Genomic DNA, 16478 nt, shown 5'->3' on the forward strand with positions numbered 1-16478 from the left:
TTTGGAAGCTTTACTAGATTTATTTATCCAAGAAAAAGAGATTGGTAAACTAATGCGAGAGTGGGAGGAGGGAAAAGACCGTCAAATGATTGTAGGTTTGTCGGGTGGTGCAAAATCGATCCTGTTTAAAGTACTGCAGCAGACGATGGACCAGCCTATTCTCATTGTCTCGCCTAACTTGCTACAAGCACAGCGTACATATGAGGACCTTGTCAAAATGCTTGGGGAGTCGCTAGTGCATTTGTATCCAGCGGAAGAGCTAATTGCAGCGGATTATTCGATTTCGAGCTATGAGCTTCGTGCGCAACGCATAGATACGCTCGATCATATGGCGCGAATTGGGAGAGGGATTTACATTGTGCCGATTGCGGGCATGAAGAAATTGCTTCCAACGAAAGAACGCTGGCTGTCGAGTGGACTTTCAACAGCAGTCGGTGAGTCGATTGTGATGGAAGAATGGCTCATGAAGCTTGTCGCAATGGGGTATACGAGACAGTCAATGGTCACGGCACCGGGAGAATTCGCGTTGCGTGGTGGTATCTTGGACTTGTACCCATTGAATATGGAAGACCCTGTTCGGATTGAGCTATTCGATACAGACGTTGACTCTATCCGCTCATTTTCGGCTGAGGACCAGCGCTCGATTGATAAGCTGGAAGCGATTTCAATCCTGCCAGCAGCAGAATTTGTATGGACGGTAGAAGATTTGACGGAGATGGCTGAAAAACTTGAGCATGCGCTCGCAGCTAGCTTGAAGAAGATGAATGATGCACAAGCTAAAGAACGTTTGACGTTGCATACAACGGGCGATCTACATGCATTAAAGGATGGTGTGATTCCAGAAAACATCTTGAAATATGCTTCGTTTTCGGCAGAAACAGCCTCTCTTGAAAGTTATTTTTCGAAAAACGGGATTGTCCTATTTGATGAAATCGGTCGCATTCTCGAGGTTGTTGCATCACTTGAATCGGAAGAAAAAGAATGGTTTGTTTCGCTGTTGGAAGATGGGAAAATTGTTCATGATGCGAAGCTGTCTTTCTCGTTTGATGAAACACATGCCATGCTGAAACAGCGCCGGGCGTATCTATCACTCTTCGTGCGCTCTATACCGGGAATTACGACGAAAAGAACAGTGACGTTCTCTTGTAAGCCGATGCAACAATTTCATGGTCAGATGAATTTATTGAAAAACGAATTGGATAGATGGCAGCAGGGGGCTTTCAACGTCTTTGTCGTTGCTGACGGCGAAGAACGGATGCAGAAAGTGCAATCCATTTTGCAAGACTATGATATGGCAGCGGCCTTATCTGGCAAACCGTCGAATGCAGGCGGTGTCTTTATCGTTGACGGCGATTTGTCGGCGGGATTTGAACTTCCTTTACAGCGTGTTGTCGTTATAACGGATGCTGAATTATTCAAAGGGAAGCCAACGCGAAAGGCGCGCCCTCAAAAGATGACGAATGCAGAACGCATTAAAAGTTATTCGGAAATTAAGCCGGGCGACTATATAGTTCATGTGCATCACGGAATTGGGAAATACTACGGTGTCGTGACGTTGGAAGTGAATGGCAATCATAAGGATTATCTAGATATCCGTTATCGTGGGGAAGATAAGCTGTTTGTTCCGGCAGATCAGATTGATTTGATTCAGAAGTATGTGGCATCGGGCGAAAAAGAACCGAAGTTGCATAAGCTAGGCAGTGCGGATTGGAAGAAGACGAAGAGTAAAGTATCGGCTGCTGTCCAAGATATCGCAGATGATCTCATCAAGTTGTATGCGAAACGTGAGGCGGAAAAAGGGCATGCCTTTGCCGCAGATGATGATTTGCAGCGCTCATTTGAAAACGCATTTCCTTATGATGAGACGGATGACCAGCTGAGGTCGATTACAGAAGTGAAGCAGGATATGGAGAAAGAGCGTCCTATGGATCGTTTGCTTTGTGGGGATGTTGGATATGGTAAAACAGAAGTGGCTATCCGTGCCGCGTTCAAAGCAGTGGCAGACGGTAAGCAAGTGGCCTTCCTCGTGCCGACGACGATTCTGGCACAACAGCATTACGAAACGATGAAAGAACGCTTTGCAGGCTTCCCTATAGAGGTGTCTGTGTTAAATCGTTTCCGGACAAAAAAAGAACAGACAGAAACGTTAAAAGGGCTGAAAGCTGGAACTATTGATGTGGTCGTGGGCACGCATCGTTTGTTATCCAAGGATGTCGTCTATCATGATCTCGGTCTGCTTGTTGTCGACGAAGAACAGCGATTTGGTGTGACGCATAAAGAAAAATTGAAACAGTTGAAAACGAATGTGGATGTGCTGACGTTGACAGCGACACCGATTCCACGGACGCTTCATATGTCAATGTTAGGTGTTCGTGATTTGTCTGTCATTGAAACGCCGCCGGCCAATCGTTTTCCGGTTCAGACATACGTCATGGAGCATAGTTTGGGACTTGTTCGTGAGGCGGTTGAACGAGAGATGGGCCGTGGTGGTCAAGTGTTCTATTTGTACAATCGTGTGGAAGATATGGCACGCAAGGTTGAGGAAATTAAGCAACTGGTACCGGAAGCACGCGTTGGGTTTGCCCATGGACAGATGGGAGAAGCAGCGTTGGAGGCGGTGATTTTAAGCTTCCTCGAAGGAGAATATGATGTACTCGTCACAACAACGATTATCGAAACGGGTATAGATATTCCGAACGTCAATACGCTTATTGTTCATGATGCGGATCGCATGGGATTATCGCAGTTGTATCAGCTCCGTGGTCGTGTTGGACGTTCGAATCGTGTTGCATACAGTTATTTCCTGTATCAGCATGATAAGGTGCTGACAGAGGTTGCTGAAAGTCGGTTACAGGCCATTAAAGAGTTCACGGAATTGGGCTCTGGTTTTAAAATTGCGATGCGTGACTTATCGATTCGTGGTGCGGGAAATTTACTTGGTTCCCAGCAACATGGCTTCATCGACTCGGTTGGTTTCGATCTTTATTCACAAATGTTACAAGATGCAATCGAGGAGAAACAGACAGGTGTCGTGAAATCGGATCGCAAAGAGCTAGAGATTTCACTGAAAATGGACGCATATATCCCGGACGATTATATAAGAGATGGATTCCAAAAAATCCAAATGTACAAACGTGTAAAAGCGATTGAAAATGAAGCAGATTATCTAGAGTTAGTAGATGAAATGGTGGACAGATTTGGAGAAATGCCACTCGAAGCCGATTTGCTACTTCGTATCGGGCGTATTAAAGCGTGGGGACAACTCGCGGGTGTAGAATCCATTAAAAAGCCACAATTGAAAATTGAAGTCCGATTATCTCCAGAAGGTTCCGCAAAGATGGATGGTGCGAAACTCGTGTCGGAATCGATGCAATTTGGTCGTGCTGTGGGCTTCACAATGGAAGATGGCTGCCTCATTATGACGGTTGATGAACGCTATACAGAGAAAAGGACTGCGTTCGATGTGTTGGAAGAAATGATGAGATTGTTTCAATCAGCAATAAAGGAAGCAGTTGTTTCGGATTCCGTCTAAAGGGACTGTTGCATAAAATGTCCATGCATGATGCATACTAACAGCGAAATGAAGTTGGTGTTCAATTTTGTGGAAAGTGAGGCATCGTGCATGAAGGCAACGGGAATCGTCCGCAGAATCGACGATCTAGGAAGGGTGGTTATCCCGAAGGAAATTCGGAGAACGCTCCGGATTCGTGAAGGAGATCCACTTGAGATTTTTACAGATCGAGATGGTGGCGTTATTTTAAAGAAATATTCTCCAATATCGGAGCTTGGTCAGTTCGCTAAGGAGTATGCAGAGACGCTATATGAAACATTGGGTACACCTGCACTCATCAGCGACCGGGACGAGATGATTGCTGTCTCGGGTGTATCGAAAAAAGATTATTTAAATCGTCAGCTATCTCCGGATATCGAGGAGGTTTTAGCCGGTCGAAAAATGGTAATGGAAAAGCTCGAAAAAGCGGTAGAATGGGTACCGGGACAAGTCGAACAGGTCAAATCGTATTGTATTGCGCCGATTGTGGCAGCGGGTGATACGATTGGTGCCGTCTATTTATTGTCGAAAGTACATTTTCTCGGTGAAATTGAACAGAAAGCTGCAGAAACTGCAGCGCATTTTTTATCGAAGCAGATGGAGCAATAAGCAACAGCCTACGCAGACCGGATTGACGGTTTGTGTAGGCTGTTTTGTGGTTGTCCCTTATGCCAGTTGTTTCGTCATAGTTATCACCGGGACGGTAAGGCCGTTCGGTTTATAGACCGTTTCCTCATCAGACACTTTGTAGCCGATGGACTGATACAGCGCTATATTTTTGGGGAGTGTCATGCGTACTTTACATTGTATCGCTGGTTTACCTTGTTCAAGTGCATACATTTCCAGTGACTTTAATAGCCTTTTGGCAATGCCTTGGCCTTGCTTGTTTGGAATAACCGCTAGTCGATAAAAATAGAGCGAATCGCTTTCGACACGAAAACGGACCATCGCAACAGGTTCGTCAGCTAGATAGCCAATGAGCGCTTGCTCGCCATTTTCTAGTGCTTCCGAAATGGATTGCACTGTTTCTTCCAGTGCACTAGAAGGGGGCGTTTCGTTTTGGTATGCCATAAATGCCTGGATCATTAAGTCGTGAATTACAGGTGCATCAGTTGTTTGCGCGAATGAAATATTCAGAGTCATCACCTTTTTATTTATTAATATACCCCCAACCTTATTTTTATTCAACACGGTAATAGAAACCGCCCACATACACCGAATAATCCCGGTATATGTGGGCGGTTTGGTTATAAAATCAATCCGTCTTTCATGGTAATGACATGATCGGCATATGACAGCATGTCTTCGTCATGTGTGACCATTAATGTCGTGATATTCAAGGTTTTCGTCAGTTCTCGGATCAATACCATGACGTCTTTTGATCTTTTAGAATCGAGGCTTGCTGTCGGCTCATCCGCAAATAGCATCTTCGGTTTGTGAATGATTGCACGGGCAATTGCGACTCGTTGCTTTTCCCCGCCTGATAATGAAGCCGGGTAAGCATCTTTTCGGTGCACCATGTCGACCAACGTTAAGACTTTTTCAACTTCTTCACGTTGAACGTGTTTGTTCATTTTACTTTCGGATACATCGAGCATTAATAGTAATTGCTCTTCTACCGTTAAGAATGGAACGAGATGGGACGATTGAAAGACAAAACCGAACTCGCTGGCTCTAATTTTACGAATTTGCTCTTGGCTCATATCGGTCATATTTTCTCCTTCAAATAAAACCTGCCCATCTGAAGCACGTTGCAGCCCCGCAGCAATCGTCAAAATTGTACTTTTCCCTGAACCAGATGCCCCAACCAATGCTGTAATTTCGCCTTCTTGGAGCGTGAGGTTAATGCCTTTTAATACTTGCTCCTTAACTTCACCGTTGGTAAATGTTTTGGTCACTTCATCAATCGCAAAGATTGTCATATTACACCTCTCCTTGTTGAATGGCTTGTAATGGTTCGACTTTTTTAATTTGCAGACCTGACAGTGTTGCGCCTACGAATCCGATGACTAAGAAAATCACGGATAATTGAATTGTTGTTGCAAGCGTTAAACTAAACGGCATGCCTTCAGGTGCGATGAGTGCGAATCCTTGGCTTAGCGCAACAGACAATCCGAGCGCCACAAGGGTGATGAACACCATCTGATACCACATCATCCCGAACAGTCGACTTGTTTTCACACCAAGTGCCTTTAAGATGCCGTATAAACCAATCTTCTGGACATTCATCATGTAGAAGAAAATCGCGAACAGCATACCGCTAATAGCAACTAAAAACCAAATGATCATATTAAGTGACATTTGTTCCGCGCTGTAACTTGGAATGGCGTTGAGAAATTCTTTATTTGAAAAGCCTTGTAAGGACGCAATGTCTAGCGCTTCTTCTTGTCCTGGTATGAAAATCAATTGCATTTCAAGGACACGGTAAATTTCTTGGTAGTTAATCATGTTGATAAAAGCAACAGGCGCGTGACTATATTTTTGTTTATCCACAAAACCGATTACTTTAAATTCACCGCTAAACTGATTGTTCGTTAAGATATCTCCGACTTTGATACCGTCTTTTTCCAATGAACGGTCTAAAATGATTTCGCCTGGTCCAACAGACGCAAGCAACTCTGAATCGGTTGATGTAACGAAAGCAACGCTATGCTGTTTGTCGGCTGCATCGTTTACAAAGCCCATTTGAATGGACAGGGCCGTTGCATCTTTATGTTCCTTCAATACAGTGCTTTGGACGTCTTCATCAATTCTTGAAAGATTGTATTTTTCATCGGCATCGGTATGCATATAAAATTGTCCGTCCGGCAGATCCTTTATTAACGCTGCATTATCTTGTGACAGTCCGTTTGCTAACCCTGAAATGATGAAGGTTAAAAAACTGACTAGAAAAATGATAGATCCTAAAATCATAAATTTTGCTTTGTTTTTGTTCATTTCTTTCCATGCGAGATTCATTTTTTTATGCCTCCGTTTGTTCTTGATGATTTGAGTATACGAGAATTAGATGAACGGAGAATGAACACCATATTACAATTCACCGGCACACCTGTTGATTAACCATTTACTTGTATAAAACATTGATGAGAAATGCTAATCTCTTCATTGCCACTGAACGATTTCCAGTCCGCTTTCGGTACGAGATTCACGACAGCTTTACAGGAGGAATTAATTCCTCCTGTGCAAAGGACAAGTATGTCTAGAAATGCTATTGCGAATCAGTATTTGTTGCATCTCTCCAATCGTTAAGTGAAAAATACAGTTGCTTGGAAAGTAAAGAAGAGAGGACTTGCTTTAAGGCACTCTTGCCCAATGAACAATGTGTTCCTTCTTTATTTATAGCAAGACTTAGACTTCTTAATATAAGAAGCCTAGTAAAAAGTACAAATTCCGAACAATAACAAAAGAAAAAACATTACAAAAGCTTCTGCGGCCAAATTTTTTCTTTGGCCGCCACTCTAAGTAAAGAGTCAGCAATTCTTTCTTCCCAAAAAGGATTTGCACTTTATATACTTGAGATTTTGGAACACGACGGATAAACAATCTCCCTACATATAGAAATAACTTGATAATCGTATAGCAATTGTTCTATCCAAAGAGCTCCGAAATCAATTGTATACAGAGTGCCTAGTATATAATTTGGTTGTTATTTGGATAAGCAACATGCACATTTCACCAAATAAAAAACGAGCCAATGATAGTCATCAGCTCGTTTCGTTGATATAACTTTTGCTAGGTAGATTGGAGTTTTTGGTAGCGGTTGAGCAGTCGGTCTAGCTCCTGGCTACAGGCGACAACAGCCGGATGGGTAAATCCCAACATCCTTGCTTTGGCATACATATCTTGTTTTTTTAACTTGATTTGTTCCTCTAGTGTATGCTTATTAAGCATTGCTATAGCCACTTTGCATCCCTCCATCTAGCTTGAAATTTTGTTCACATAAAATATACATTTATTATATATATGGCATTCCCGTAAATTTTACAAACTAAACATATTATTTATCAATTATGGATATTTATATAAGCAATCCTCTTATGAGGGATTCAATGCTCCTGGTCTTTCAACCACAAAACGGCCTGTGTACGCGAATTGACGCCGAGTTTACTGTATATTTTCGACAAATAGATGCGTACTGTTCCAGTTGTCAGTGTCAGTTGACGAGCAATTTCACTATTTGGCACCCCACTTGCCAATAATTGAAGCACTTCTTGTTCACGTGGTGTCAGTAGATCCGCTATTGGATGCGCTTGTACCGTTTCTGAATGAGCAATAGCTATTAAATTCTCGATATAGGCGAGCGGCACAGCATCCCAATGCGCACTTAAGCGATTTTGACGGATTTTTAAGTACTTTTTCAACAAGGGAATGGCGTCGCTCTCATCAAGAAATGTTCTTATATATCCGTAAGGGGCAGCATGCTCCAATGCCTCGTGTAAGGTGATTAGTGCTTCATTTTCATGTCCTATATGCATGTAACAGATGGACTCCAGCATGGTCGCTTCAACAATTGTCGAGATTTGTTTCTCTTTTAGCGCTTTTGTTTTTACGCGAATCGCGGCTAACAGCCCTTTACCCGCTTGCTGCTTGGCCAATAAAATACGTACATGCACAAGCAAGCCAAACTCCTGTCCAGCCTCAATTTGGGGACTGTTTATGTTCGTGGAGTTAGACAGTAGTCGTTCTGCTTGAGAAATATCGCCCTCTAGCAAGTAGCAATGGGCTTTCATCGTGCGTAACAAATTTCTCCAATGCTCGTTGTTCGTTAATGCCATCGCATAATCTAACACAGCGTGTGCTTCTGTAAATTGCTGTTTTGTCGCATGAATCCGCCCTTTGAGTATATACATAGGGGTGAATAATCCGGGATCTTCAAAAAGATGGCCGCGCCGTAGAGCAGCCTCCGTTTCAATTAATGCAGCGTACAGGTAGTTTCCCTCATACAAAGTCTCTGCCGATACGCCATAATTAAACCCTATTACATTGCGTTCTTTGAGTTCACTATCGCGGAATAACGATGATAAAGGAATCGCTGTTGTTCCTAGCAAGAGCCTACCTTTGACACCAATACTTGTGCGCAAAAGAGTTGGTTCAAATCGGTTGTACCGGACGGGAACATCATCCCATTTTGTACTTATATGCCCACTTTCAAGTTGTTTTTGCATAATCCGAAACACTTGTTCAAGATTACCTCCGTTTGCGTACAAGACAAAGGCTGTTATAGATTCTAAAATTTGGGCGATTCCTTGATGATCTGCTTGCTCCATCCATTGGTCGAGTGTATGTCTTCGTTCTAACTCTTCGATCAGTTGGGAGGCTTGTTCCAGTTCGTGCGTAGTCGCTAACGTAATGACATTGATAACAAGCGTCTCCACATTCACAGGATAGCCGTGACCAAGTAAGTGTTGTACCCAACGCGTGAAGGTGGAAGCTTCTCCTGATGTAAAAATGTCTACTAGATGCATAGTCATGAAGGTGTCCGCTATAGCGTACAATCGTCCGTTCAATGCTAATTCAATCGCAGAATGAAAGTCTCCTTGTTCGTGAATTAGATGCACAACATCTTGATAAATGGACGATATGGCTTCTGGTGAGTAGCGATTTTTCATTTCGATTTGTAAGGCATCCGCAAATAAATGATGGTAGCGGAAAATGGGTTGATTGGCATGCACACGCATAATAAATAAGCCACTTTGTTCAAGTTCCGACAAGATATGATAACTATCATTTCGATTCATAAGGGCATCACAGATTGCAGGCTCGAGTTGATTCAAAATGGATGTTCGCACAAGAAAATCCTGTGTGGATGGAGAAAGTGATGCGAGAATCTCTTGTAATAAAAAAGCGGTAATGGCAGGCTGGGCATTATTGAGCGTTTCTATATGCGATTCTCCAGTAGATGTGCTTCCCGCAAGCCCTGCTAATTGAATACCTGTAGCCCAGCCTTCAGTTCGGTTCAATACATGTTGGAGCGATTCAGTACTATCCTGGCTAAAGCCCCGCTTTGTATAGAGATGTTTCATTTCATCATAAGTAAAACGTAGCTGTTCTACGCCGATTTCTGTCAGCCATGCTTTGGCTCGCCACTTCGCAATTGGAAGGGGGAGTTCCATCCGACTGGTTATATATATTCGTGCATTCTCCGGTAAATATTCAATGAATCGGGTCAGCATCTCGTGAATCGTCGGGTTTTCGATTAAATGATAATCCTCAATGACAATATGGAGTGTTTCCTGAATCGAATTGATTTCGTTTAAAAGTGAGTCGATTAACAGCTCGAACGGAGATTGGTCATGGATTAAAGCAAGTAGTTTTGAATCCCGTTCGTTGGTAAAGGCATTCGACAACATGTGTATGAAATATCTCCCGAAATGGAGTGGGTCATTATCGGCGGCATCGATGGATAGCCAGGCGACGGGCTCCTCCAATTGGTTGAACCATTGACTCAGCAATGTAGTTTTTCCATAACCCGCAGGTGCACGTAGAATGGTTAGTTTTTTTGCATTTTTATGTTGGAGTGCATTCACTAATCGTTGTCGCTCTATTGCCTCTAGCGAAGTGCGAGGCACTGTTATTTTTGAATGTAACAAAGTCGTTTGCATAGACTGTAACCTCTTCCTACTTTTATTGGTATGTATGAGTACTTCTACTTCCAAATGGAATATCCCTTTAATTCCCTGTATTTCCTGCTGGAAATAAAAAAAGAGTCGAGGTTCTAAAAATTAGAATCCCGACTTATCCTTCTCCATTAGCCAATAGCATAGCTTTTGTTCGTGAATTCACGCCCAGCTTACGATAAATATTCGACAAGTAGACACGGACAGTTCCTTCCGAAAGAGCCAATTGTTTAGCGATTTCCCTATTCGTATCCCCATTTGCAAGCAATTTTAATATATCCCGTTCGCGCGGTGTCAGTTTGTCCATCGTATCTTTCCGACTTGTTTCATTTTGAGCGCTCATTAGCAATTGTTCGACATAAGTGATGGGTACGGATGTCCAATATGGTTTGCTGTCATTTTGCCGTACTTTCAAATATTTGTTCAGTAACGGGATAACACGTAATTCGTCAAGAAATGTTCTGACATAGCCATAAGGTGCTCCTTGTTCCAATGCATTGTGCAATGATGCTAATGCGGCTTCTTCATTTCCGACATCCAATTGACAAATCGCTTCAAGGACCATGGCTTCAAGGAGTGTTGAAATTTGTCTTTCGCGCAGTGCTTTTTCTTTTACGCGTATCGTCGTCTTTAATGCTTCCATTACTTGTCCCTTAGCTAATAAAAGACGTACATGCACGAATAACCAAAACTCCTGTTCAGACTGGGCATCTAGATGATTCAAACCCGTCGATGCAGAAAGTTCCTGTTCTGCATGTAAAACATTCCCATCGAGTAAGTAGCAGTAAGCTTTCATTGCTCGTAACGAATCGAGCCAATGTCGTTCCTTTGTTATATCTATTGCGGAATCGAGAATCGCATATGCTTCTACAAATTGTTTTTGGGCTGCATAGACCCGGCTCTTCAAGATGTACATCGGAATAGATAGACCTGGATCTTGAAAGCGATGCCCATATTCTAATGCAGCTTCCAATTCTACTAAAGCTTCATCTAGGTAGCCATGTTCGTATAGCGTCTCTGCCTGAACGCCGTAACCAAACCCGGTCATATTTTGTTCTTTAAATTCAGTTTTGCGAAATAGATCTAGGAAAGGAATGACCACTTCTGTCGTCCAAAGTTTACCCCTCGCTCCAATCGTTGTCCGTAGTGTTCGAGCTTCAAGCCGATTATATTGCATCGGGATATTATCCCACTTTGAACTTACACGTCCCCTTTTTAGCTGGGCGACAATAATTTCAGTAGCTTGTTCAATATCTCCAACGCCTGCAAATAAGACAAATGCCTTTACAGTCACTAAAATACTGGCCATACCCCGATATTCCTCTGTTTCCATCCACTGATCTACTTCGTGTCTACGCTCTAACTCATCGATGAGCCGACTTGCCTCCTCCATTTCATAGATATTAGATAAGGTAATGACATACATAACGAGCGTCTCGATATCGACTGGATAATTATGGTCTTGCAATATACGCACCCAACGGATGAAGGTCGATGTTTGTCCTAACGTGAAAATTTGAATGAGATGGTCTGTGATCCATGTATCCGCCGTTTCATATAATTGACCTTGCAAGACAAGCTCAATCGCGGACAGAAAGTCGCCTTGTTGACGTAAAAGTATGGCCACTTCTTCATAGATTGAGGCAATGGTTTCTTTAGAATAACGCTGTCTCATTTCAACTTGCAAGGCATCTGCAAACAAATGATGATAGCGAAAAATAGGCTCGCTCGAATGTAAACGAACGATAAATAACCCCTTTTTCTCAAGCTCCAGTAAGATTGCCGAGCTGTCCGTCCGGTTTGTCAATGCATCACAAAACACAGGTTCAAGCTGATTCAATATCGAAGTACGCACAAGAAAATCCTGTATGGATGGTGACAGTGATGCAAGAATTTCCTGTAGCAAAAATGCCGTTATAAATGGATGTGTATTGTCAAAGGCATCACGCTGCCATTCATCTGCTGTAGACGCACGCCCCGAAAGACCTGCCAATTGAATACCTGCGGCCCAGCCTTCTGTCGCTTCAAGCACATGTTGAAGCGAGTCGGTCGTTTCATAGCTAAAACCACGAATCCTATAAAAACGTTCGATTTCCTCATAGGTAAAGCGTAACTGATCCATACCGATTTCTGTAATTGAATCTTGAAGCCGCCACTTGTCTAAAGGAAGTGGCAAGTCCGTACGACTCGCTAAAAATAACCATGTGTTAGGTGGTAAATAATCGATGAACCGAGTCATCATCCCATGAATAATAGGATTTTTAATTAAATGATAGTCATCGATAACGATACGAATTTCGCCTGGAATCAATTCCATTTCATTTAAAAAAGAGTCGATTAAAAATTCTAAAGGGGACTGCTCATTGAATAAGGCGAGTAATTTTGAATCTATGGCATTCGTGACTGTATCCGATACGCTACGTATGACATAGGTCCAAAAGCGAATGGGATCATTATCGGTGGCATCGACGGACAACCATGCAACAGGCTCATTAAATGAACTAAACCATTGACTAAGCAACGTTGTTTTTCCATAGCCAGCGGGGGCGCGCACAATGGTTAACTTCTTTTGCTCACTGTATCGGAATAAATCGACTAATCGTTCACGCTCAATGGCTTCTAACGCAGCACGAGGCAATGTTGTTTTTGAATGTAACCAAGTTATCTGCATCGATTGGAGCTCCTTTATGGTTTTGGTATGAAGTGAGTACTTCTATTTTTAGACTGAATTCTCCTTTAATTCGAGGTGATTTTCGAGCGAATGCTATTCAATAATTTGTGAAAAAATCTAATTCACTGGATTCCATCAGTAAAAGCAGCTAATGGTATACTAGCTTCATTACATATTGAAAGAAGGTCGGGCATGTCTTCTGTGGATTGGAATATGAAAACGTTCATGAAAGGTGCGTCGATCTTGACGATATCGGCGATACTGGTGAAATTGCTGGGTGCGGTGTATCGGGTACCGTTTCAGAATCTTGTTGGAGACAAAGGGTTTTATATTTACCAACAGGTGTACCCGTTCATCGGCATCTTTATTGTGTGGACGTCTTATGGTTTTGCGGTCGCGGTGTCGAAATTATTGGCAAGCAGTACGAGTCGTGGTGAAGCGAAGGCTGTGATGCGTGTGGCGTTTACCTATTTACTATTGTTGTCTGTTACATTTTTTGTTGTATTGACCGTATTTGCTCCGTTTTTTGCGCGAGCTATGGGTGATCCAGAGCTTGTTGTCCTGCTGCGTGCAGGTGCTTATATTGTGTTAGTGATGCCGGCACTGGCGGTGCTGAAAGGATCCTTTCAATCGGAGGGGCGCATGGTGCCGGTGGCAGTGTCTGGTGTTGGTGAACAAGCATTTCGTGTGGCGGTCATTTTAGTCGGTACGTGGGTTGCGGTACGTGCGGGTGCTTCCTTATATACAGCCGGTGAAGTGGCGATGTGGGGGGCGGTTGTCGGAGAAACGGCGGGGGTTGTCATTCTAGCGCTTTATTTCCGCAATACGTTTAAAGGTCCTTTAGAGAAAGTTGATACGTGGCGGGTTGTTAAAGAATTGACCGTTGTGAGTCTGAGCGTCAGCGCAAGTTCGCTCATTCTGCTGCTGTTTCAGCTTGTCGATTCGTTTACGATTTACAATATGCTACTGTCAACAGGCTTTGCGCAGGAGGCAGCGATGGAGCTAAAAGGGGTCTATGATCGTGGACAACCACTCGTACAAATGGGGATTCTCATTGCTTCGACGCTGGCGCTGGCCATTGTGCCGCTCATTGCGCACCACTCGACAAAAAAGGCCGGGCAGGGCGCTTTGCCTTTCATCCGACTGACGTTCCGGACAGCATTTTTATTCGGCTGGGCGGCTGCGGTGGGACTTATACTGGTATTGCCTTATGTCAATGAAATGTTATTTGAGACGCGCACCGGCTCGGGGGCACTGATGATTTTCGCCTTCCAAATTTTCTGGCTGTCGCTTATTCTGCCATTGACAGCTATTCTTCAAGGAGCGGGGAAAGTGAAGATCCCAACGTTGTTGCTAATGGTTGGGCTTGTTAGCAAAATCATTGCCAATCGCTTGCTTGTACCGATATGGGATGTTACAGGGGCTGCGGTTGCGGGTAATATTGGTTTTATCGTTATTACATGTGGACTTGTGTTTTATTTTAAAAAGGTCTGGCCCACTCAACTTGCGCCCATGCGTTTTTATCGTTGGATGGCAGCAGCAACTGTGCTGATGGTTGCGATGGTCTTGCCGTGGATGATGTTGGCGGATGGCTTGTTATTCGACCCATTGTCGAGCCGGATTGGGGCAACGCTTACTGCGCTTACAGCCGTTGTGCTTGGAGGGACAGCATTCCTCTATGTTATTATGAAATCACGTATAATGGCGGAGAAGGAATGGTATTTACTACCGTTCGGGAAACGTTTAGCTATATTGCAATTACGACTGAATCAAAGAAAAGGTGAATAAAATGCATCCGTTAACCATCATTGGTCTTGGAGCAGGTGATCTTGACCAGTTAGCCCTCGGGACCTATCGCCAATTGAAGGCGGCTAATTTTATCATTGCGCGTACAGACCAACATCCAGCAATTGAGGAATTAAGGGCTGAGGGAGTAACCATTACAAGCTTCGACGCAATTTATGAAAAACATGACGCATTCCAGCAAGTATATGAAGAGATTGTAGAGGAACTTGTGCGGATGTGTGCAGAGCACCCTGTTACTTATGTTGTACCAGGGCATCCGCTTGTAGCAGAGCAGACGGTCCAATTATTAGTAGAGAAAGAGCGAGCGGGTCTTGTGAATCTCACGATTGCAGGAGGAAACAGTTTTCTAGATCCGATTTTTGCAGCGCTACGCATTGATCCGATTGAAGGGTTTCAGTTGCTTGATGGGACCGATATGCATCGTGACGATGCGCAAATGACGCAGCATATTCTCATTGGACAAGTGTATGATGCATTTGTTGCGTCTGAAGTGAAATTATCACTAATGGAAAAGTATGCATACGATCATCCCGTGACGATTGTGACGGCAGCAGGTTCGACAGGGGAGAAGTTGCAGACGGTTCCTTTGTTTGAGTTAGATCGAGTGACGGAAATCGATAATTTGACGACTGTATATGTGCCGCCTGTGCAGAATCAGGAAGACCGATTAAAGGATTGGTCAACATTCCGAGCGATTATTGCGGCGTTGCGTGCCCCGGATGGTTGCCCGTGGGATCGTGAGCAGACACATGAATCATTGAAGCGCTATTTGGTGGAAGAGGCACATGAGTTGCTGGAGGCCATTGAGCAGCAAGATGATGATGCCATCATTGAGGAGCTTGGTGATGTGTTGCTACAAGTATTCTTGCATGCACAAATCGGTGAGGATGACGGCTATTTTGCGATGGAAGATATCCTTGAGGCGGTTAGTTCAAAAATGATTCGTCGTCATCCACATGTTTTCGGACAGGTAGATGTAGAAAATACTGAGGAAGTTTTGCAAAATTGGCAGGAAATCAAGAATAGTGAGAAGCCTCAAGTAGCGTCCTTATTGGAAGGGCAAGAACGCTATTCGTCTGCACTTTTGACGTCTTTTAATTATCAAAAAGAGGCGGCGAAGGTTGGATTTGATTGGCCGACGATTGACGGTGCTTTGGACAAGTTTGAAGAAGAGTGGCAGGAATTCCGTGAAGAGATGCAGAACGGAACGAAAGAACGCCAAATGGATGAATTGGGTGATGTGCTATTTACCCTCGTCAACATTTCACGGTTTTTAAAGCTGTCTCCAGAAGAAGCGATGGTTCATGCGAATCAGAAGTTTCGTTCGCGCTTTTCGTTTGTGGAAACAAGCGTAAAAGAAGGTCGAGGTAATTTTGGAGACTACACGCTCGATGAACTTGAAGCATTTTGGCAACAAGCGAAAGGAAGGGAAAAACAATGAGACTCGATAAGTTTTTGAAAGTATCTCGTCTAATTAAACGACGCACACTGGCGAAACAAGTGGCGGATCAGGGCCGTATTACCATTAATGATAAAGTAGCGAAAGCGTCTTCCGTTGTAAAAGTGGGTGACGAGTTAGCGATTCGTTTTGGACAGAAAATCGTAACGGTCAAAATTGATTTATTGAAAGAGTCGACGAAGAAGGAAGACGCTACGTCGATGTATACGATTCTAAAAGAAGAGAAGCTTGAAAAAGTGGAACCTGAATTTATTGATGACGAAGATTGAGTTTAGAAGTTGAGGGCTGGGTGTATAGCTGCTTTGGGATTGAATTGAACAAACTCTATAACGAATACCGAGATATTTTGATGTGTGGAGATGCGGAAATTCGCAT

The 16478-nt window shown here is 43.4% G+C and carries 11 protein-coding genes; 5 read left to right on the forward strand and 6 right to left on the reverse strand.

Translation table 11 applies throughout. The features are described from left to right. Position 1 precedes the first annotated feature (1 nt). Both mfd and spoVT read left to right on the forward strand, forming a co-directional pair. Positions 2-3532, forward strand: coding sequence for a transcription-repair coupling factor (gene mfd, locus MKY34_RS03885; RefSeq protein ID WP_342513933.1), 3531 nt, complete (start codon positions 2-4; stop codon positions 3530-3532). 90 nt (positions 3533-3622) lie between these two features. Continuing rightward, complete coding sequence (spoVT, locus tag MKY34_RS03890) at positions 3623-4159, forward strand: stage V sporulation protein T (RefSeq protein WP_342513934.1); 537 nt, start codon at positions 3623-3625, stop codon at positions 4157-4159. Between the two features lie 57 nt (positions 4160-4216). On the opposite strand, the gene MKY34_RS03895 is transcribed toward spoVT, so the two are convergent. The 6 genes from MKY34_RS03895 to MKY34_RS03920 form a co-directional block, all read right to left on the reverse strand. Then, positions 4217-4693 carry a GNAT family N-acetyltransferase gene (locus tag MKY34_RS03895; RefSeq protein ID WP_342515183.1) on the reverse strand — a complete coding sequence of 159 codons (477 nt, stop codon included), beginning with the start codon at positions 4691-4693 and terminating at the stop codon, positions 4217-4219. A gap of 104 nt (positions 4694-4797) precedes the next feature. After that, positions 4798-5472, reverse strand: a complete 675-nt coding sequence (locus tag MKY34_RS03900; protein WP_342513935.1) for an ABC transporter ATP-binding protein — start codon at positions 5470-5472, stop codon at positions 4798-4800. A gap of 1 nt (position 5473) precedes the next feature. Further along, the gene (locus tag MKY34_RS03905; protein ID WP_342513936.1) at positions 5474-6508 is read right to left on the reverse strand and encodes an ABC transporter permease; all 1035 of its coding nucleotides are present in this window, start codon (positions 6506-6508) and stop codon (positions 5474-5476) included. Between the two features lie 774 nt (positions 6509-7282). Then, complete coding sequence (locus MKY34_RS03910; RefSeq protein ID WP_342515184.1) at positions 7283-7441, reverse strand: aspartyl-phosphate phosphatase Spo0E family protein; 159 nt, start codon at positions 7439-7441, stop codon at positions 7283-7285. Between the two features lie 155 nt (positions 7442-7596). Then, positions 7597-10152 (reverse strand): LuxR C-terminal-related transcriptional regulator, encoded by a 2556-nt coding sequence (locus MKY34_RS03915; RefSeq protein ID WP_342513937.1) that lies wholly within the window; start codon positions 10150-10152, stop codon positions 7597-7599. 133 nt (positions 10153-10285) lie between these two features. Next, complete coding sequence (locus tag MKY34_RS03920) at positions 10286-12838, reverse strand: LuxR C-terminal-related transcriptional regulator (protein ID WP_342513938.1); 2553 nt, start codon at positions 12836-12838, stop codon at positions 10286-10288. 192 nt (positions 12839-13030) lie between these two features. Between MKY34_RS03920 and MKY34_RS03925 the strand changes: the two genes are divergently transcribed. Genes MKY34_RS03925 through MKY34_RS03935 form a run of 3 tightly spaced genes read left to right on the forward strand, consistent with a single transcriptional unit; the run spans position 13031 to position 16372 of the window. After that, on the forward strand, positions 13031-14626 hold the full coding sequence (locus tag MKY34_RS03925; RefSeq protein ID WP_342513939.1) for a polysaccharide biosynthesis protein: 1596 nt from the start codon (positions 13031-13033) through the stop codon (positions 14624-14626). 1 nt (position 14627) lies between these two features. Then, positions 14628-16085, forward strand: a complete 1458-nt coding sequence (gene mazG / locus MKY34_RS03930) for a nucleoside triphosphate pyrophosphohydrolase (RefSeq protein WP_342513940.1) — start codon at positions 14628-14630, stop codon at positions 16083-16085. Further along, complete coding sequence (locus tag MKY34_RS03935; protein ID WP_342513941.1) at positions 16082-16372, forward strand: RNA-binding S4 domain-containing protein; 291 nt, start codon at positions 16082-16084, stop codon at positions 16370-16372. Before mazG ends, MKY34_RS03935 begins: the two co-directional genes overlap by 4 nt. Positions 16373-16478 lie beyond the last annotated feature (106 nt).

This window comes from Sporosarcina sp. FSL K6-1522 (assembly GCF_038622445.1).
Classification (GTDB): Bacteria; Bacillota; Bacilli; order Bacillales_A; family Planococcaceae; genus Sporosarcina.

Excerpts from the sequence above, each read along its gene's own strand:
- spoVT (WP_342513934.1), top strand. The coding sequence starts at position 3,623 with ATGAAGGCAACGGGAATCGTCCGCAGAATCGACGATCTAGGAAGGGTG.
- MKY34_RS03895 (WP_342515183.1), bottom strand. The coding sequence starts at position 4,693 with ATGACTCTGAATATTTCATTCGCGCAAACAACTGATGCACCTGTAATT.
- MKY34_RS03900 (WP_342513935.1), bottom strand. The coding sequence starts at position 5,472 with ATGACAATCTTTGCGATTGATGAAGTGACCAAAACATTTACCAACGGT.
- MKY34_RS03905 (WP_342513936.1), bottom strand. The coding sequence starts at position 6,508 with ATGAATCTCGCATGGAAAGAAATGAACAAAAACAAAGCAAAATTTATG.
- MKY34_RS03910 (WP_342515184.1), bottom strand. The coding sequence starts at position 7,441 with ATGCTTAATAAGCATACACTAGAGGAACAAATCAAGTTAAAAAAACAA.
- MKY34_RS03915 (WP_342513937.1), bottom strand. The coding sequence starts at position 10,152 with ATGCAAACGACTTTGTTACATTCAAAAATAACAGTGCCTCGCACTTCG.
- MKY34_RS03920 (WP_342513938.1), bottom strand. The coding sequence starts at position 12,838 with ATGCAGATAACTTGGTTACATTCAAAAACAACATTGCCTCGTGCTGCG.
- MKY34_RS03925 (WP_342513939.1), top strand. The coding sequence starts at position 13,031 with ATGTCTTCTGTGGATTGGAATATGAAAACGTTCATGAAAGGTGCGTCG.
- mazG (WP_342513940.1), top strand. The coding sequence starts at position 14,628 with ATGCATCCGTTAACCATCATTGGTCTTGGAGCAGGTGATCTTGACCAG.
- MKY34_RS03935 (WP_342513941.1), top strand. The coding sequence starts at position 16,082 with ATGAGACTCGATAAGTTTTTGAAAGTATCTCGTCTAATTAAACGACGC.